Genomic DNA, 19,197 nt, shown 5'->3' on the forward strand with positions numbered 1-19,197 from the left:
GACGGCTCCTTATAACAAAAACAATAGTGCACATAACAAAACAACACTTTAAAAAAAATAACTTTAATTTTACCTTCGTTAACCTTCTTGCAAATAAGAAGCATCAACAAAAACAAGGTAGGGGAAATTAATGACAACAACAAAATTAAAATTAGGTGCAATTTCACTGGCAGTGACGGCAGCATTTACGGCACACAGTGCGCTAGCAACAAATAACAATATTAACTTTGCGCAAACCGCTGTGAAAATGCAAAACCAAGCAACCCTCGGTACTCAGTTCATCATAAAATATAAAGAAAACAACGAACAAATGATGACTTTATCGACCGAGCAAATGTCTGACGCGAATGTACAGCAACGCGCTCAGGGGTTTGTTCAAACATTTAAAAGCCAAAAATCGACTGTTTCAACGCACTATGTGCGACCAATGGCGCTGGCAAACCACCACGTTATGCGGGTAAATAAAAAACTAACAACCCTTGAAGCAAACGCGTTAATGCAAGAAATCGTTGAGTCGGGTAATGTTGAATACATTGAAATAGACCAAATGCTCCAGCCATTTGCCACACCTAACGATCCGCGTTATTCAGATCAATGGCATTATTTTGAAGCCAATGGCGGTTTGAACTTACCGACTGCTTGGGATAGTGCGACAGGTGCAGGTGTAACGGTTGCTGTACTTGATACAGGCTATCGCCCACACGTAGATTTAAACGCGAATATTTTACCTGGCTACGACATGATCTCTAACTTACAAGTCGCGAACGATGGTGGCTTACGTGATAATGACGCACGAGATCCGGGTGACTCAACAACACGCGGCGAGTGTGGTACAGACGCGCAAGGCAACCCAGTACCAAGTTCAGACAGAGATTCAAGTTGGCATGGTACTCATGTTGCAGGTACTGTTGCTGCGGTAACGAATAATGGCGAAGGTATTGCAGGTGTTGCATACGATTCTCAAGTCGTACCTGTCCGTGTCCTTGGTAAATGTGGTGGTTTAACCTCTGATATTGCTGATGGCATTATCTGGGCATCTGGTGGAAGTGTTGCTGGCGTACCGGCGAATGCCAATGCCGCTGATGTTATTAATATGAGTTTAGGTGGCGGCGGTGCATGTAGTGCAACGACGCAAAATGCGATTAACCAAGCGCGAAATAATGGCTCTGTCATTGTTATCGCAGCAGGTAATGACAACGATAATGCTAACAACTACAACCCTGGTAACTGTAATGGTGTCGTGAATGTTGCATCCGTTGGCCGTAACGGCGGCCGAGCTTACTATTCAAACTATGGTACCTCTATTGATGTAGCAGCACCGGGTGGCGCACAAAGCTTTGCCAATGACTCTGAAGGGGTTTTATCTACGCACAACTCAGGTAGCACGGGACCTGTATCTGATAGCTACCATTACTCGCAGGGTACTTCAATGGCGGCCCCTCATGTGGCAGGTGTTGCTGCATTGATCAAGCAAGCAAAACCCAATGCAACACCTGATGAAATTGAGACTATCCTAAAAGATACCACTCGTAGCTTCCCAGCAACGTGTAACAACTGTGGTACTGGTATTGTTGATGCCGCAGCGGCTGTAGCGCAAGCGACAGGCACACCGCCACCGACTGGCGATGACAACGTGTTAACTGATGGCGTTGCGAAAAGTGGCTTAAGTGCAGTAAAAGATAACCAAGCGTTCTATACACTTGAAGTTCCTGCTGGCGCAACTAAAGTCAGCTTTACTACATCTGGTGGTTCAGGCGATGTTGACCTTTACGTACAAGCAGGCACAAAGCCAACCACAAGCAGCCATGCATGTAAGTCTGAGCAATCATCGACCAGCGAAGTGTGTGAAATTGATAATCCTACAGCGGGTACTTATCATGTGCTATTAAGTGCCTATTCTGCATATTCTGGGGTGAGCTTAACAGGTGAAGTCACAACGGGTGGCGGTACAACGCAACCAGGCGGTGGCTCACAAAGCAACCTAGCAGCCTCAAGAAATCAGTGGTTACACTACACCATTGATGTACCTGCAGGCATGAGTAGCTTTACGGTAACGACATCAGGTGGTACAGGTGATGCAGACTTATACGTCACTCAAGGTTCACGCCCAACAAGCAGCAGCTATGATTGCCGTTCATGGAATTCAGGCAACGCTGAAACATGTACGTTTAATGCGCCAGCTGCAGGCACATGGCATTTAAGCCTTAATGCATATGCTACTTTCTCTGGTGTTACACTCAATGCTGAGTATAAGTAACTTATAAAATTTAAATACTTCTATAAGTAACAACTCCCATTCCCTGGGACAGGCTGAAGCAATTACTTCAGCCTTTTTGTTTATCATGACGCAGCCTAAGCTCATCTTAAGATAATGAATTTACACTAAACCTAAACTCGTTCTAATACGTTGCATCTGTTCTTGTAACTGCCCTTGAATATCCGTTATTTGCTGACCCGAACCATTTACCTGCTGCTTCATTTGTGACATTGCAATGCTAAAGTTATCTAATAACCCGCTTTGCTGTTGTGCAAGTTCCATAGCATTATCTGCGACGTGATTAGCACTTTGTGCGCTGGTCGCTACGCCTTCTGAATTACGTTTAAGCTCATGAGCGTGAGAGGTTTGCAACTGCGCATCTTCTGCCAATGCTGATATTTGCGTTGATACTTTCTCAGAGTTCTCACCTAACACGCTCAATTGCTGATTAATGTCTGACAATGAGTCTTGAGTTTGCTGAGCGAGCTTTCTCACTTCATCAGCCACTACAGCAAAACCACGGCCATGCTCTCCCGCTCTGGCCGACTCAATCGCGGCGTTTAGTGCTAGCAAATTTGTTTGCTCAGCAATAGTGCGGATCATTTCAATCACTTTCCCTACATCAGATACGCCGTTTAGTAACTCATTTAAACTGGCTAACCCTTGCTCAACACGACTTTGCGTTTCAGAGCTTGCGCTGAGCATGGCATCAGCAAACTGCACACTTTGCATCATGGCTTTGTGCGTGCTGCTGGCATTATCAGAGACTTGCGTATTTATATCATTCACCTCACCGCCCATTGCTTTAATTGTTACCAGCATGGTTTCGGTCTGCTCAACCTGATCATATGTGGTGTCTGACTGGCGGCCTATTTGTGCAAGGTTATTACTCATTTGCTGCATAAAATCGTTGATCACTTCTAACATATGCGAGCGTTCTTGCGCTTCGTTACGCTGTTGGTCAATTAATTGATTAAAGTAGGTCGCTATTTCGCCCAGTTCTGTGTTGGCATTTTTACTATGAATATTTTTTAATTCCTTACTTTCAATCAAATCCGCAAAACCATCACGTAATTGGCGTAAAGGCGTCAAGACCTGATTAAACTGCATCACATACACACCAACCGCCAGTATCACTAATAGACCTATTGCAACACCAAATATTAATAGTACTTGCTCTTTTAGCTCGCTCTGCTCATTTTTCAACGCTTGCTCCGCGCTTAGCATGATATCTGCAACACGCTTAATATCAGCGCGTAAGGCATCCATCCCTTGTTGTCTTTGTTTAGCTTGAACCAGAGTACTTTGTAAGTCGCGATCAAAGCGCTTTGGCCAACTCACAAGTTCTGCTTTTATTTCTTCCGCCAAGTCTTCAGCTTCTGCGCCAAAAAATAACTCGTCTTCATCGACCTCTGACATTACACCTAAATTTTCGAGATCTTCTAATTTGCGTGCCAAAGTCTTTAAACTATTAATGGTTTGCTGCAAGCTCGCTTCTGTCGATGGGTCAAAGTGGGCATTAAGCTGATAGGTATAAATGCCCAAGTTACTGACTTGAGCATAATAATCTGATGTCAGTGAAAAGTACTGTGCACTCAAGGAATGTGGTTGCGCTTTTAATGTATAGCTAATTAGTGACGATGCAGACCCAGCCATTTGTCTCAGTGCATTGTCTAATAATGCCATTTCATTGCCTGATAGCTTGCCTAATGCACGATATTTACCGTTAATATCGGCATCGAGCATATCTAGTTGCTCGCTAATATGCGTCCCTACACTTTCAGGGAGTATAGAGAGGCTTTCAGATTTAATTTCACCAATAATCTGTGAGGACTGCCCTAAATACTGGCTGTCTCCTGCTTTTAGGTAGCTTTCAATACTGTCTTCTAAATCAATTAAGATGGTATTTTTCAATTGTGTATACGCAGTATTTTGCGTATCAAGGGTACTCAGTACATTTGACGCCCAAAACAGCACACCCGCCAAAAAGACACTGGCCAATGCCAATAATATTGCTAATAATCGAGTAAATGAAGATACACGCATGGTCACACCCTAATAATAAAAAGCGTGGGTAGACTATTAACCTTTTATGACAATTTAATGTAATTTGTTTGTTTCATATGCAGCAACAGATAAAAACATCCTTTCTTCGTACCTTTTATCTGTATTTTACCCAATTAAGCTACTTCATGGCTGACTTCACATACACATCAAAGCGGTTTTTCTTGGTGGTGATCTGCATGCTTGGCTTTTTATCGTTCAAAAAAGGTGCATAGTCAGGACGTTTAACCACGACCCGTTTGCTAGCAAGCGCGTAAGCAAAGTCAAATAGCCCATCCGCGTCGTGATCATCCCCAACCAAGGTTTGAAACACGCGCATCTCTTTTTTTACTAATGCCGATTTCTCACGGTGTGGAAACATAGGATCTAAGTAAACTACATCAGGCTGGCAGATTGTCGATGCTAACAATTCGTGACTAGAGCCAAATGCCATCGCCATATTGCTTTGCATCCAAGCGCCTATATCTGCATCTTGATAGGCCCGTTGTAGTCCGTCGAATAGAAGCGCCGCGACGACTGGATGTCGTTCATGTAATGTTACTTGGCAGCCAAGTGAAGCTAATACAAATGCATCTCTTCCAAGCCCTGCTGTTGCATCTAAAACATGAGGGGTAGCCCCTTTATTTAAGCCAACGGCTTTAGCAATCGCTTGACCTTTTCCACCACCAAACTTGCGACGATGCGCACTTGCTCCGGTGACAAAATCAACTTGGATTGCGCCTAATTTAGGCTCATCACTTTTAAATAGCTGAAGCCCTAATTGGTCATATATTAATTTAAAGTCTTTACCTTGCGCATGGTTTTGCGCCCATACAGGCAAAGCAAATTTTTGTTCAATTTGATCTAAGTAAGGACGGTTTTCTGGAAAGGGGGTGTGAATAACCAACTGCAAGCTCCTAAAATTATAGCCTTCACAGTATATCTAATCAGTAATCCACACGACATAAAAACTTACTTGATAGGGCAAAGTTAGTTATGTTTACGATATATGATTAAAACAATTCAATATCAGTTTGCGCAGCAACCTCTTCTTCACCCCAAGGTTTCGCAATTTTATTCAAGCTTTCAATTAATTGGTGGCGTGCCTCAGTAATATCCGACAACTTAAACTTAATAATTGATAACTCATCATCAACAAACGAAAAATGTTGATAGAGTTTGTCTAGTGCTTCCACCTGCTCAGCCGTCAGCTGCTTGTCTTTTAAGCCATTAATTTGCTGTACCAAGGCACCCAATTCAGTTACTTTATTGGAGTGATGCCCCCCAATACCTGCAAGTTGATCTGACAACTCTTCAAATACGCGCCCAATTTGATCCACTTTACTCAATGCTTCTTCACTCACCTCCATATCTTTAATTTTGGCATTGGTTGCTTCTAAAATATGCGGTAACAAATCTTTGTAACGCCCATACATAGCATTGTCGTCCACAGGCATATTTTTAATTAATAAAGAGACCTTAGGGTAATTAATAATTGTACGACGACCAAAATCCACAAAGCGACTACCATCGCGATGTTTGCTCAGCAGTTCTTGTTCAATTGGCTGCATTGCGCCATTACCGGATAAAAATACTTCAGTTTCGTGATACCAAAATGCCACAGCAACATCTAGCTGTAACGGCACAAAAAACTCAAAGAAATACCCCGATAGAGTTGTTAAATCATGGGCATTATACGACTGCCCAACATAACGCATGATCCGCCCCATATCGCCAGAGTCTGTCATAGCTATCTCAGCGGTGATTTGCGCTCGACGAATATCTTGCGTTAATTTACGTGATTGTTGACGATATGCATCTAGCACTTTTATACGGGCAATGAGTTCATCACTGTCAAAGGGTTTAGCCACGTAGTCTGACGCCCCCGCATTGTAACCCCGCATTCGCTCAGCCAGTTCTGACTTTGACGAAAGGAACATAACAGGTATATCAGCTGTACGGCGTGCCTTTTTTAACTTTTCGCAGACTTCAAAACCCGACATCCCCGGCATTTCAACATCAAGTAAAATAATGTCTGGATGATACTTTTCAGCTAGGCGCAGTCCTTCGTCACCATTTTTGGCGTGTATCAATTTACAAAAGTGCGACAATGCCTCTTCTATAATGTGATGTACTAATTTGTCATCATCTATAGCCAACACCAGTTTGGTCATTGTGCTTTCCCTATCAAATCATATCTTTAAAAAGCATAGACCGAGATGATAAATTTGCGAGCAAGTTTCTGATAAAATAAAAGCACCCTTAGGTGCTTTTATTTTATCTACTGTTACTTTAGTAACCTATCATGCTGCCACATCAATACCGCTGTGGCGCAGCAGTGCATCCACTTGTGGTGCTCGACCACGAAAACGGGTAAATAGCGTCATTGGTGATTCTGACCCACCCATTTCTAAAATGTTCTCCATAAATGCCTGGCCAGTCTCGGCATTAAAAATACCGTCTTCTTCAAACTTAGAGAATGCGTCAGCTGACAGCACTTCCGCCCATTTATAGGAATAGTAACCTGCGCTGTAACCACCCGCAAAAATATGGCTAAAACCATGCTGGAAACGGTTAAACTCAGGTGCTTTTACCACAGCAACTTTTGCGCGTACGGTATTTAATACCTGTTGAATTTGGCACCCTGCCTCAGGTTGGTAATCAGCATGAATATGAAAGTCAAATAAACTAAATTCAATTTGGCGTAACATCTGCATCGCGGATTGATAGTTTTTAGCCGCTAATAACTTGTCTAGTAATTCTTTTGGTAATGGCTCATTTGTTTCATAGTGCCCTGAAATAAAACTCAACGCTTCTTCATCGTAACACCAGTTTTCCAAAAATTGACTCGGTAATTCAACTGCATCCCATGCAACTCCATTAATACCCGCCACTGGCGCTGCATCAACTTGCGTTAGCATATGGTGAATACCATGACCAAACTCATGGAATAACGTAGTAACTTCGTTATGGGTAAATAACGCGGGTTTATTACCTACGGCTTTATTAAAGTTACAAACTAAATAAGCAACGGGGGTCTGCAATTGACCATTAGCACGCACCTTTCTGCCCATGCAATCATCCATCCACGCACCACCTCTTTTATGCTCACGTGCGTACAAGTCTAGATAAAAGTGGCCACGTAATTGGTTCGTTTTGTCGTGAATAGCAAAAAAACGTACATCTTCGTGGTAACTATCAAAGTCTGTAATTTCAGTTACTTTAATACCGAATAAACGATTAACCGTTTCAAATAAGCCATTCAGTACACGGTTTGCCGGAAAATACGGGCGTAACTGCTCATCAGAAATTGCATACTTGTCTTGTTTTAGCTTTTCGCCATAGTAGCCATAATCCCAAGCTTGCAGCTCACTGATGCCATGTGCTTGCTCGGCAAACTCAACTAATTCTTTTAATTCACCATTCGCTTGCGCTTTTGACTTTTCAGCTAAGTCATTTAAAAACTCAAAAACTTGCCCCGGTGAATCGGCCATTTTTGTTGCCAGTGATTTGTGTGCATAGCTATCAAAACCAAGTAACTGCGCTATTTCATGGCGCAGCGCTAACGCTTCAGCCATAATCTCTGAGTTATCGAATTCATTGGCATTTGGCCCTTGATCAGACGCTCTGGTTGAAAATGCGCGATATGCTTCTTCGCGTAATTCACGATTGTCAGCGTACGTCATCACCGGTAAATAAGACGGAAAATCGAGGGTAAATACCCAGCCTTCTAACTCTTTACTTTGTGCTGTATGCGCAGCTAACGCCAACGCTGATTCAGGTAACCCCGAAAGTTGGCTCTCATCCGTAATGTGTTTTTGCCAAGCTTGTGTGGCATCCATCACATTATTACCAAACTTTGCGCCCAGTTCTGATAAACGTGCACTGATCTCGCCATAGCGACTTTGCTGCTGCTCATTTAATGCGATGCCAGACAACGCAAAGTCTCGTAATTGATTGTCGATCGTGGTTTGCTGAGCAATAGACAATGTTGAAAATTCAGCAGACTCTTTTATCGCTTTATAGGCGTTATACAAACCTTGATGTTGACCACAATAGGTAGAATACTCTGAGATCAGCGGTAAACATTCATCGTAAGCCTCTCGCAATGCATCTGAATTTACCACTGAATGCATATGTGAGACAGGTGACCACATACGCGATAATTTATCGTCTGCTTCCTCTAAAGGTAATACTAAGTTTTCCCAATTAAATGTGCTATTTTCGAGCACATCATCAATGGTTTGACGACAGTGAGCAATCGCTTCTTTAAGGGCGGGTACTACATGCTCTGGCTGAATCTTAGAAAATGGCGGTAGGCCTTCAAGCCCGATTAGTGGATTGCTCATGTAATCTCTCTTTTATTTTTTATCTAGATATTGAAATTGGGGCAAACATCGCTATTTCAAGCAGTAACAAAGAATTCTGATCAACCTGAAAGAAAGCCTATAGCTGTTCTAAAATGAACATCTATACGTATTCTTCCGTTAAGCTTAAGTTATCATCACGCAGAAAGTTCAGATCTTTACCTAAATTGGTATTACACTGTTATTTTTTCATCGGCTTGATGGTCTTACTACTTTAAGCGTAGAACATATTATTTAATTTTTAAGGGTAAATTATGGCTCAACATTTTGATTATATTGCTATTGGCGGAGGCAGTGGTGGTATTGCGTCTGCAAACCGAGCAGCAATGCGTGGCGCAAAAGTGGCCATTATTGAAGCCAAACATATGGGTGGAACCTGCGTAAATGTTGGGTGTGTACCAAAAAAAGTTATGTGGCATGGCGCGCAAGTCGCTGAAGCAATTAAATTATATGCTCCCGATTATGGTTTTGATGTTGAACTTAAAAACTTTAATTGGTCTAAGTTAGTCGAGAGCCGTCAAGCGTATATTGGTCGTATTCATCAAGGCTATAATGGCTACTTAGCCAAAAATGGCGTTACCGTGATCAATGGCTTTGCTAAATTTATTGACAACAAAACGGTTGAAGTTAATGGTGAGCACTACAGCGCGGATCACATTTGTATTGCGGTAGGCGGTCGTCCATCTGTACCAAACATACCGGGGGCTGAACATGGTATTGACTCAAATGGCTTTTTTGAGCTAAATGAGCAACCACGTAGTGTTGCTGTAATTGGTGCAGGGTATATTGCCGTTGAATTAGCGGGCGTTTTACATGGCTTAGGCACTGACACGCATTTATTTGTCCGTAAACATGCCCCGTTACGCAGCTTTGATCCGCTAATTGTGGAAACCCTCACTGAAGTAATGGACAAAGAAGGTCCAACGCTACACACCCACTCAACACCGAAAGAAATTACAAAAGAAGCCGACGGTTCTGTGACTCTGCACCTTGAAAATGGTGAAAGTCATAATGTCGAGCAGCTTATTTGGGCAATCGGTCGAGAGCCAGTAACCGACTTGATCAATCTAAAAGCCACCGACGTTGATACCAACCAACGTGGTTTCATCAAAGTTGATGAATTTCAAAACACCTCGGTTGATGGCATTTATGCGTTAGGCGATATTATGGAAGGCGGCATAGAGCTTACACCCGTGGCTGTAAAAGCTGGCCGTATGTTGGCAGAACGCTTGTTCAACCCTGAATTGCCCAATGCCAAAATGGATTATAGCTTAGTACCAACGGTGGTATTCAGTCACCCACCAATCGGTACCATTGGTTTAACTGAACCCGAGGCAATTGCACAATATGGCGAAGATCAAGTTAAAGTATATAGTTCGTCTTTTGCTGCCATGTACACCGCAGTTACGGCCCATCGTCAACCTTGTAAAATGAAGCTAGTGTGTGTTGGCCCTGAAGAGAAAGTGGTTGGCTTACATGGTATTGGATTTGCAGTTGATGAAATGATCCAAGGTTTTGCCGTTGCCATGAAAATGGGCGCAACCAAAGCAGATTTTGACGCAGTAGTTGCAATACACCCAACTGGCAGCGAAGAGTTTGTGACTATGAGGTAGGGGTAGAAATACAATCAATATAGATTGAATTTCATATGGCTACGTTAGGCCACCTAAATGCAGCAGCATTAGGTGGCCTAGCCATTACAATTCAATTCAATTCAATTCAATTCAATTCAATTCAATTCAATTCAATTCAATTCAAAGTAAATTAGAACAGATCAATTCACCATATTTATAGACACAAGGTTTAATAACGCCTTTATATCACTCAACAACGATCTCCGTTAGAAGCAAAGCTGATTTACTTGATGTTTCTCTCAAAAAATAAACATCACCATAAAATAGACTTCCCGTAAAAAGTACTAACTAACAGTTACGTTATAAAATACCTGTTTTAAATGACTTTACGGCACTTCGAATTACACATTTGACCTTCACTGTTCAGCTAGATAAACCCGAGGCTTCCCATATCGTATAAATCGCAAGATATACCTGCCTACTTCACATTTATTTCACACCCAGTTATTTAATGTCGCCTCATCAGAATTAAGGAAATAAACATGAGTATAAAGACTATATTTTCAACTAAAGGGTTCAAAATAATGGCAGGGCTATTCTTCTTTTTAGGCGCAATTTACTATGCATTTTTTACATTAGACACTGAAAACTTGACCACCGAGCAAATAGTCGATAGCTACAATTATACGCCTGTTGAACATATGAATTTTGAGTTAAATGAACTAGATGACAGGTTATTTGAGTTCAGTTATACCACTTTTGATGGTTCAAAAGTAAAAGGGCAAATTAATTATCCTCAAGAGGTGAAAGACAAATACCCTGTTTTAATAGGTCTACATGCTATGGGCCGCAGCTACCCTCGCTGGTGGACTGATTCGATAAATGGACGACCCACTGTTACCCAAGTTAACAAGATAACCCAACAAGCACTACAGAAAGGGTATGTCGTCATTGCAATTGATGCCAGATATCATGGTTCGCGCAAAGTCGCTGATAAATCTCTCCGATCGATCATGTTCGATGTGAACTTTCTAGGTGATAAAACCGATTATGTAGAGATGATGAGCCATACCATTCTCGATCACCGTGTGCTGCTCGACTGGATTGAACAACAAAAGCAACTGGATATCAGCAATGTTCACGTTGCCGGTTATAGTATGGGCGGCCAATCAAGCCTTCTGTTAGCGGGTGTGGATAAACGAGTTAGTAATGTTTTAGCCATTGTGCCACCACACATTGAAAATACCACAGCTTCAGTTGCCCCGAAAAATGTGGCGTCTTTGTTGAAAGATCAAAAAATATGGCTGGTCACAACAGACAATGATGAATATGCCAGTGAAAGTAATAATTTGGCTTTGTATAACGCACTTGCATCGAGTAATAAAAAACATATTATTTTTAAAGGTGGGCACATAATACACCGAGAGTATGTTGAATCACTGGCTGACTGGTTTTAGATCTGTTTTTTCCTCTTCAACAACGCAGTCGCTCACTGCTTTGCTACAGCAAGTCTTTTGATTTGCCAGAAGGCTTGGCCTGTTTCCCAAGGCTAAACTATACTCTCAACACTGAGCATAAGCAGAGAGTATTTCCCATTGTACAAAGTAATAAGCTTTTTAATCTTATTATTGCCAGTAATGTCAGTGGCGAATTCAGATCCTACAACAGCTGAAAATGAATACTTACTCCAGCAAGCACAATACTTTTTATCGTCCGAACCGACACAATCACTGCGTATCCTGAACGAAGAACTCGCGCTCCCAAAATTAACAAAAAAACAGCAAATACAGTGGTATCTGCTCAACACCAGAGCCGTGATTGTTACCAATCAACTGAACAAGGGATATTCGTCACTTGAACAGTTATTTTTATTAAATGAACACCCATATTTTTATGAAAAGCTACCAACGATCCTCAGTATGACCGGTGTTTGGTTACGTAAATCGTCTTATTTAAGCGATGCCGAAGCCACATTCACATGTGCGTTAAAGCAACCTTCATCTCTAAATCAGCAAATGAGTTTAAAAGTAAGCTTGGCGATTATCGCTCGCCAACAAACTAACTATATTCGTGCTAAAGCACTATACAGAGAAGCATATCAAATTGCTGAGAAACTCAAAAATGAGCGCGCATTAGCCACTATCGCAAATAACTTAGGTGTCCTCGCATTAGATAACAATAAATTACGGCAAGCAAATGGCTATTTTCGTAAAGCCTTGGCTGGTCATCAACTACAAGCTAAAAAGCCAGGTCATATAAATGCAGGAATAAACTTGCTGTTTGTCTTTTTATTACAAAAGCAATTTATTAACTATCAGCGTTTATATGACCCCATCGCTAAACTGGTTGAAAGCGTTCCTGATCAGCCTAAACGAACTTACCTTTTGTGGGTCAACAGTGGCTATCAAGCAGCACAAGGAAAGTTAATCTCGCAACAATTGAGAGCACAGTTAAAAACAGAGTTTGAGCAATTAGAAAGTAAAGGATTAAAACGGCTTATATACAAGCACTTAGCCCCTACTTTGAACATAGTATTAAATTTACCTGCTCAGCAAGCGAGCAAAACATTTAACGCACCTTGGTTTGAGCAAGTGAAATTGTGTAATTGGTAGTTTTTATATACGTTGAACTTTATAAATATAACATAAACGTTAGGTACAGTAGGTTTGAAGACACGACATAATAAAAATAATGATGGGGTGGCGTAGCCGTGGTTTTTCATGACATAACACTCATGTTTGCATTAACACTTGCCGCCTTAATCGGTGCGGTAATGATTGCTGCAATAGGAAAAATGAGTGAATCTGCACTCGGCGCGAGAATGTGGGCCCTCGGATATAGCTGCTTAGCAATTGCCTATGCCATTAACGTATTTGTCTCCTCTGAATGGAACCCCGTAAGAGGCTTTACATACAATACGATGCTTATTGCCGGACACACATGGTTGCTTGCGGGCACGTGGCAATTTATGAATAAACCGCTGCCGACTCGCACTATTTCTCTGCTGTTTATTAGTATTTTTGTAAGCACACTTATTTTCACTTTTCTCATTCCAATAAGAGATGTGCGCTTAGTGACAATTGGGGTTTGGCTCATTATAGTCCGTACCAGTTTTGCTTACTGCCTATGGCAATATGCAAATAATAACCGCTATGAACGGACTATTTCACGTGTGGCGGCTTGTTTAGTGTTAATTGAGGTGCTTGCCACCATTATTTACACCACTAATGGTGCATTGGGCGAACTGCCATTAATTGGTAAACAATCAGGTACCGTTGCGGTTATCACATGGCTTGGTGCGCTCATAGGTATCATGGTAGGTGCCCCTATTTTAATGCTACTCAGTACCAGTCGATTTATCGCTGAACTGGATAAAGCCGCACATCATGACCCTCTTACTGGCCTATACAACCGCCGCGGGTTCTTTTATGTAATTAGGCCTTTACTAACCATTGGTGCTCGACAACATAACAATATACATGTGCTAATGATCGATATTGATAACTTTAAGCAATTAAATGACGCTCATGGCCATTTAATTGGCGACCATGTGCTTGAAGTAGCAGGAAAAGTATTATCAACCACCGTGCGCGAAAGCGATGCTGTAGCACGATGGGGAGGAGAAGAGTTTTGTGTCCTGACCTATGCAATGCACACAGATCATACGATTGAATTAGCAGAGCGTATTCGTAAGCTGTTTACAGAAAAGTGTTCTTTACTCCCTGAGTTACATCATGAAAAAGTCACCTTCAGTATTGGTATTTCTATCAATTGTAAATACGGTGAGCCATTCGATGATATTCAAACGCGCGCCGATAAAGCCCTTTATACCGCGAAAGAAACCGGTAGGAATAAAACCATGTTATATAGTGAATGAGCAGATAAGGCAGGCTTAATTATACTAGCTTCGCACGACGCAATTACGCCCTTGTGCTTTCGCTTGATAAACTGCGTGATCTGCCAATTTTAATGACTGGCTAAAAGGCAGTTGTAAATTGACCTCAGCCACACCACAGCTCACCGTGATCATAATGGTTTCAGAGCCATAATTTATGTGTTGCTGCGATAAGGCTTCTCGCAGCCGCTCTGCCACATGGTAAGCATTGTCGGCATTTGTATGCGGTAACATAGCGACAAACTCTTCCCCGCCGAGTCGGCATAAACAGTCTTCGGTACGCAGCACTAATTTACAACACCCAGCAAAAGCTTGTAATACAATATCGCCAACCTCATGACCATAGGTATCGTTGATCGCTTTGAAATGGTCGATGTCGACGACAACCATACTCAAAGGCAATTCAGCTCGCATGTGACGGCTTATCTCTCGCTCAGCATAATCCATTAAATAGCGTCGATTTTTAAGCCCTGTCAATGCATCTTGAAATGCTAAATCTGAGAGCTGTTGCTGCAATGCCCACAGCTCACTCACCAAAATGCGGCGGCTACAACAGTCTGCAATCATCTCTGCATATGACACCTCCGCACTTTGCCACTGCCTAGCCCCATCGGTTCCCTCACAGCAAACAATGCCATGAGGAATACCATTTTTAAAAATGACCGTATCTAACATCGTGGTTATACCGTGCGGCTGCAAATAATCACTGGAGAATTCAGCGGTACGAGGATCTGTTTCAGCATCACACGCTGCAATTGACTCGCCATTTTTTAGCGCAGTAAAATAAGCTGGGTAACGCTCAAGACTTAACTTTGCGTAATCCATTTGCTCAACCTTCGTTGACCAATCAGTATTCGCTACATTAAGTAAGAAACGCGGCTGGATAGTGTCATCAAATAACCACACTGACACTCTACTCACAGCTAAAGTAGCGCGCCCTTCGTCAATAATATCCTGTAAAAAGGCTTGATAACTACCAGAAACATCAACCTCCTGAGAACAGACTCTTCTCAACCGTTGCGTTACTTCACTTAAATCATTGAGCATAAGACACCAAACAGTTACAAACACACTTTTCTACATCTATATTAATGATACGCAATAATCGGAAAAAGGATGAACTATTTTGTACATCAATATGGGTAACTTGTTTTGATACAAGTAAAAATGAGGGTAAAGTGCCTACGAGGCAAACACTGTACCATGAGACAATTCAACAGCCATCATCCGAGACAGCTGCTAAATTATCATATGACAATAATTATGATAGATATTTCAATAAATACTTTTTAAAGATTGGATCAGTTTGAGCCAATGCTTTTTGCTCAGCCAAAATGTCTTGTAATATCGAGTTTGACGTCAATGGGTTTGCCAGTACCACTCTAAATACCACCGTCGGTTGATGATCGTACTGTGCTGGAGTCAATCGAGTACGAGATACAAATGAACGCCCCGTTTCACGCTGACGCTTTTGCATACTGGCAGTAAACCGATTGAGCGCTGCATATATTTCAATGCGCTCAGCCTCATCAGCCTCTGCGATAGCAAGTTGTATTTGCTTTGGCACATATCGGTAAGTCAATAAGCACAACTCGGGTTCCGAGATCAGTTCAAAGTCAGGGTCATTTTCTATTAATTCGGCAAAGTAACGCGCTTTATCAATGCCTTTATCAATCAGCATTTCGTAACCCTTACGACCAATAACACGCATACACGCATGTACCAGCATAGCCATGCCTGGGCGGCTACCCTCTAAGGTATGACTACCTAAATCTTTTGAGCCTTTACGTAGGATATACTCGGCGTGGTGCTCAATCGCATCAGCGGCTGCTGGGTCTTTGAATAACACTAGCCCCGCGCCCATCGGCACGTACATTTGCTTATGCGCATCAATCGTAATGGAATCAGCGCGCTCAATACCCGCTAATAAATGCCGGTTATTGTCAGACAACAGTGTCGCCCCACCCCAAGCGGCATCCACATGAAAATAACACCCGAGTTCAGCACTTAAGTCAGCCATGTCGTTCAACGGATCAATATTGCCCGTTTCTGTTGTACCTGCAACTCCCACCAAAGCTAAAACTTTAATGCCTTTTGCTTGCAATTGATGCGCTGTTTCACGCATTTTTTCAACATCAACTTTGTTATTTTCGTCTGTGGCAATGCCAATAAAGTTTTCTCGACCAAGCCCTAAAATATCAGCAGCCTTACCTAAGGAATAATGACCCCTATCAGATACAAGCACAGCCAATCCTTTATAACCGTAATGCAGCATGCCCGCGAGCATCCCCTGTGCAGCAATGCCTTTAAATTCGCCATCGGCTTTTAATAAACGGTTTCGGGCAATCCACAATGCGGTAATGTTGGCAATGGTACCACCGGAACAAAATGCACCGAGTGATGTTTTGGCACTGTGCATCCATTTGTCATAAAAATGTTCATCATTACCGTATGCTAAATGGTGCATCATACCCAGCACTTGCCGCTCCAAAGGCGTAAACGCTTTAGAGGTCTCAATTTTAACCAGGTTTTGATTTAAACCCACCATCAATTTAGACAGAGGCAACACAAAGTGGGGTAACGCTGAGGTCATGTGTCCAATAAAGCTTGGGGCAGCCGTATGGACTGAATGTGCCACCAGCTGCTCCATTATGTCTTGTGCATAATCAGAAACGAACATCGGCTCTTCAGGCAACACCGCATCTTGAAAGTCTTTTTCAATTTCATGTAAAGGCTTTTCAATTGCCGCGATATTCTCATTCAAGAACCCAGCTAAATTACTAGAGATTTCTAACTCTATTTTACTCAGAGTCGAATCTGGCGCTTCTGGCACCGTAAAAATACGCATTAAACTTTCTTCAGAAGCGACAGCACAACGCTTTGGACCCATCTTGCTACCTAATTCTCTAACTCTGTATTGCTGTTTAAGCAATAGTAATATGAGTTGTTATGACGAAATGGCTAACTTTACTGCAAGTTAGTAGATTTGTCTCGCTTTGAACGCTGAAAAGTCGCGAAATCCCATAATGTTTAGTGACACTATCATTTAAATATAACGACACTTAATTGAAATTTACATGTATATTTAATTTTCTTTAAGTTTAAAAATGGTATAACTAAGAATTAGCTGACCTTTGCATTGCGCTCACTTCATGTTTAAAATTAAGGGACGCTATTAAAAAGGACAAGTATGCTCAGAAGGACTTCTCTGATAGTTTGGCTCTGTATTGGTTTTTTTACTTTTATTGCAAGCCTTATCAGCTATGTTGGCTATAGCTATCACACAACCCGCCAAGCTATCATGAACGATATTGATACGCGCCTATTACATGCCGCCAAAGCGGCACAATTAATCATTGGTGATAACTATCACGATCAATTAAATGATATAGATGCCATTCAATTTGAGCAGCTCAGCACGCAGCTAACCGAACTCACGAGCGCTCTGGACGTAGAATATGTATACACTATGATTTACGACGCACCATTGGTACGTTTTACATCATCTAGCTATACACAAAAAGATTTAAAACTTGGCCGCTTAACACAGTTTTTAGATCCGTATCTAGAAGCTACCGTGCTTAACAAAGGTGCTTTTCGCTCAACAGAGCCCGTGTTTGAGGTTTCGGAAGATCAATGGGGTCACTTTAAAACCATTTTAGTACCCTTTGTTAGTGGCAATGGCACCATTTATCTTACCGGTGCTGACATCACCACCGATGACGTTGCACAACAGCTACGCGTGAGCGTAGCCAAGGCAACGTTAACCGCCAGTTTCTTCTTTTTTATAGCGCTGCTTGTGGCGGGCATTTATTTTTTATTATATAAAAAGTCGATGACATCAGATACACGCACTGGTTTTGCCAACCGAATTGCATTAGAACAAGATTTAACCAAGAACAAACAGCAACATTTGAGCTTAGCCATTATTTGGGTCAGTGAGCTCGAAGACATCATTAGCTTTTATGGTGCCAGTGTTGGCGATCAAGTTATCCAACGTATTATGAAGCATTTCAGTGAATTTACTTATCCATATCCAGTTTATCGCCTCGCAACATCAAAATTGGTCATTATGTGTGATACCGACAAAGGCGAACATTATCTTACGAACTTAATTAAAGAATTTCCGAGTTCTCGACCAGTACTTAATAACCCACACCTTTATATTCAACTTAGTGCGGGTATTGCGTCAGGCAACAAATCGCTGTTACTCGACAACGCCTATGTTGCGTGTCGCCAAGCAAAACAACAAAACAAAACCGTATGCCTCTATGCGATTCACAATAACGATGCAAAACAACAGCAAACCAATCACCTCGCATTGGCAAATACCTTACAAAATGCATTTGAACAAAATAGAGTCGTAGCCTATTTCACCCCTCGTTTTGATGTTGAAAGAAATGCTGTTACTCAGCATATTTGCAGTGCACGCATTATCAATGAGCAGGGCGCTATTTTAAGTGCTGATATTTATCAAAAAGTGGTTCAACGCTCGCGTATGGAAGGTAAGTTAACCCATAATATTTTAACCCAATGTGTTACACGTTTTAGAAAAACAAATACCGCTTGGAGTTTAAAGTTAAGCTATCACGATGCCACAGATCCACAACTCATCGATATTATTAATCAAGAGTTACGCCGCTACCCACAACCTGCTTTGATCACCTTTGAGCTTGATGAACAAGCCGTATTGAATAACTTTAATTCAATGGCTGCCAGTATCAATATGCTCAAAAGTAAAGGGGTAAAAATCCTAATCAACGGCGTCAGCAGTGGGCTGTTAACCGTCAGCCGTGTTATGAAACTCAATATTGACGCAATTAAGCTCGATGAAAACATTTCAGCACATATGCACCGAGATGAGCAGGTTTTTGAGTTTATCGCTCACTTAGCAAAGCTGTGCAAAGACCGAGATATACAGTTGATAGTTGGAGCGGTATTAGATGAAACGCAATTTAAACGCTTTATTGAGGCGGGCGTTAATATGATGCAAGGGCGGCACATAGGCAGAGCCACCCCACACATCAAGGCTGATCAGCGTAAGCTGGTCCACTAACACAA

The 19,197-nt window shown here is 41.9% G+C and carries 12 protein-coding genes; 6 read left to right on the forward strand and 6 right to left on the reverse strand.

Annotated features, from left to right (window positions below; translation table 11 throughout):
* Positions 1-130 precede the first annotated feature (130 nt).
* Positions 131-2,257 carry a S8 family peptidase gene (locus PCIT_RS09740; RefSeq protein ID WP_010363651.1) on the forward strand — a complete coding sequence of 709 codons (2,127 nt, stop codon included), beginning with the start codon at positions 131-133 and terminating at the stop codon, positions 2,255-2,257.
* Between the two features lie 120 nt (positions 2,258-2,377).
* On the opposite strand, the gene PCIT_RS09745 is transcribed toward PCIT_RS09740, so the two are convergent.
* From PCIT_RS09745 to prlC, 4 genes are all read right to left on the reverse strand, one after another.
* A complete protein-coding gene (locus PCIT_RS09745; RefSeq protein WP_010363653.1) occupies positions 2,378-4,303 on the reverse strand; it encodes a methyl-accepting chemotaxis protein in 1,926 nt (641 codons plus the stop codon).
* Positions 4,304-4,442: 139 nt separating this feature from the next.
* A complete protein-coding gene (locus tag PCIT_RS09750) occupies positions 4,443-5,207 on the reverse strand; it encodes a class I SAM-dependent methyltransferase (protein ID WP_010363656.1) in 765 nt (254 codons plus the stop codon).
* A 106-nt stretch (positions 5,208-5,313) separates the two neighbouring features.
* On the reverse strand, positions 5,314-6,474 hold the full coding sequence (locus PCIT_RS09755) for a response regulator (RefSeq protein WP_010363658.1): 1,161 nt from the start codon (positions 6,472-6,474) through the stop codon (positions 5,314-5,316).
* Positions 6,475-6,603: 129 nt separating this feature from the next.
* On the reverse strand, positions 6,604-8,649 hold the full coding sequence (prlC, locus tag PCIT_RS09760) for an oligopeptidase A (protein WP_010363660.1): 2,046 nt from the start codon (positions 8,647-8,649) through the stop codon (positions 6,604-6,606).
* Between the two features lie 272 nt (positions 8,650-8,921).
* Between prlC and gorA the strand changes: the two genes are divergently transcribed.
* From gorA to PCIT_RS09780, 4 genes are all read left to right on the forward strand, one after another.
* Positions 8,922-10,280: a glutathione-disulfide reductase gene (gene gorA, locus PCIT_RS09765; protein ID WP_010363662.1), complete on the forward strand. Its 1,359-nt coding sequence runs from the start codon at positions 8,922-8,924 to the stop codon at positions 10,278-10,280.
* A gap of 503 nt (positions 10,281-10,783) precedes the next feature.
* Positions 10,784-11,698, forward strand: coding sequence for an alpha/beta hydrolase (locus PCIT_RS09770; RefSeq protein ID WP_010363664.1), 915 nt, complete (start codon positions 10,784-10,786; stop codon positions 11,696-11,698).
* Positions 11,699-11,836: 138 nt separating this feature from the next.
* Positions 11,837-12,853 carry a tetratricopeptide repeat protein gene (locus PCIT_RS09775; RefSeq protein WP_010363665.1) on the forward strand — a complete coding sequence of 339 codons (1,017 nt, stop codon included), beginning with the start codon at positions 11,837-11,839 and terminating at the stop codon, positions 12,851-12,853.
* Positions 12,854-12,975: 122 nt separating this feature from the next.
* Entirely contained in the window at positions 12,976-14,118 is a 1,143-nt protein-coding gene (locus tag PCIT_RS09780; RefSeq protein WP_040696944.1) for a GGDEF domain-containing protein, read from the forward strand.
* Between the two features lie 24 nt (positions 14,119-14,142).
* Here the strand turns inward: PCIT_RS09780 and PCIT_RS09785 are convergent, their stop codons facing one another.
* A complete protein-coding gene (locus tag PCIT_RS09785) occupies positions 14,143-15,183 on the reverse strand; it encodes a sensor domain-containing diguanylate cyclase (protein ID WP_010363669.1) in 1,041 nt (346 codons plus the stop codon).
* Positions 15,184-15,397: 214 nt separating this feature from the next.
* Positions 15,398-17,026 (reverse strand): pyridoxal-dependent aspartate 1-decarboxylase PanP, encoded by a 1,629-nt coding sequence (panP, locus tag PCIT_RS09790; protein ID WP_010363670.1) that lies wholly within the window; start codon positions 17,024-17,026, stop codon positions 15,398-15,400.
* 300 nt (positions 17,027-17,326) lie between these two features.
* Between panP and PCIT_RS09795 the strand changes: the two genes are divergently transcribed.
* A complete protein-coding gene (locus PCIT_RS09795; protein ID WP_010363672.1) occupies positions 17,327-19,192 on the forward strand; it encodes an EAL domain-containing protein in 1,866 nt (621 codons plus the stop codon).
* Positions 19,193-19,197 lie beyond the last annotated feature (5 nt).

The organism is Pseudoalteromonas citrea, assembly GCF_000238375.3.
GTDB classification, from domain to species: domain Bacteria; phylum Pseudomonadota; class Gammaproteobacteria; order Enterobacterales; family Alteromonadaceae; genus Pseudoalteromonas; species Pseudoalteromonas citrea.

Coding starts and splice junctions, on each gene's coding strand:
- PCIT_RS09740 (WP_010363651.1), top strand. CDS start 131: ATGACAACAACAAAATTAAAATTAGGTGCAATTTCACTGGCAGTGACG.
- PCIT_RS09745 (WP_010363653.1), bottom strand. CDS start 4,303: ATGCGTGTATCTTCATTTACTCGATTATTAGCAATATTATTGGCATTG.
- PCIT_RS09755 (WP_010363658.1), bottom strand. CDS start 6,474: ATGACCAAACTGGTGTTGGCTATAGATGATGACAAATTAGTACATCAC.
- prlC (WP_010363660.1), bottom strand. CDS start 8,649: ATGAGCAATCCACTAATCGGGCTTGAAGGCCTACCGCCATTTTCTAAG.
- gorA (WP_010363662.1), top strand. CDS start 8,922: ATGGCTCAACATTTTGATTATATTGCTATTGGCGGAGGCAGTGGTGGT.
- PCIT_RS09770 (WP_010363664.1), top strand. CDS start 10,784: ATGAGTATAAAGACTATATTTTCAACTAAAGGGTTCAAAATAATGGCA.
- PCIT_RS09780 (WP_040696944.1), top strand. CDS start 12,976: ATGTTTGCATTAACACTTGCCGCCTTAATCGGTGCGGTAATGATTGCT.
- PCIT_RS09785 (WP_010363669.1), bottom strand. CDS start 15,183: ATGCTCAATGATTTAAGTGAAGTAACGCAACGGTTGAGAAGAGTCTGT.
- panP (WP_010363670.1), bottom strand. CDS start 17,026: ATGGGTCCAAAGCGTTGTGCTGTCGCTTCTGAAGAAAGTTTAATGCGT.
- PCIT_RS09795 (WP_010363672.1), top strand. CDS start 17,327: ATGCTCAGAAGGACTTCTCTGATAGTTTGGCTCTGTATTGGTTTTTTT.